Source organism: Mesorhizobium sp. M7A.F.Ca.US.006.04.2.1 (genome assembly GCF_004022915.1).
GTDB classification, from domain to species: Bacteria; Pseudomonadota; Alphaproteobacteria; order Rhizobiales; family Rhizobiaceae; genus Mesorhizobium; species Mesorhizobium ciceri.
This window is the reverse complement of record NZ_RZQA01001653.1, coordinates 1-448: the sequence shown is the minus strand read 5'-3', so window position 1 is coordinate 448 and position 448 is coordinate 1. Positions and strand designations below refer to the sequence as shown.

At 65.2% G+C, this 448-nt stretch carries 1 pseudogene; it reads left to right on the top strand.

Features of this window, described 5'->3' with window-relative positions:
• Nucleotides 1-448, top strand: a pseudogene (locus EN925_RS39240) (AMP-binding protein); the annotation flags it as partial.

Sequence of the window (448 nt, the reverse complement as noted above, 5' to 3'; positions counted from 1 at the left end):
ATCAACCCCGCCGGCCTTGGCCTGCTGCCGGTGAAATACGGCTCGCCCGGTGTGCCGATGCCCGGCTACGACATCCGCGTTCTCGACGATGCTGGCCATGAGGTGCAGCGCGGCACGCTGGGCAATGTGGTGATCAAACTGCCGCTGCCGGCCGGCTGCCTGCCAACGCTGTGGAATGCCGATCAACGGTTCCGCCAGGCCTATCTCGACGAGTTCCCCGGCTTCTACAAGACGGCGGATGCCGGCATGGTCGACGAGGACGGCTATCTCTACGTCATGGCCCGCACCGACGACATCATCAATGTCGCCGGCCACCGCCTGTCGACCGGCGCCATGGAAGAGGTGCTTTCGGCCCATCCCGATGTCGCCGAATGCGCGGTCATCGGCATTGCCGACGCCATGAAGGGCCAGGTTCCGCTGGGCTTCGTGGTGCTGAATGCGGGTGTGA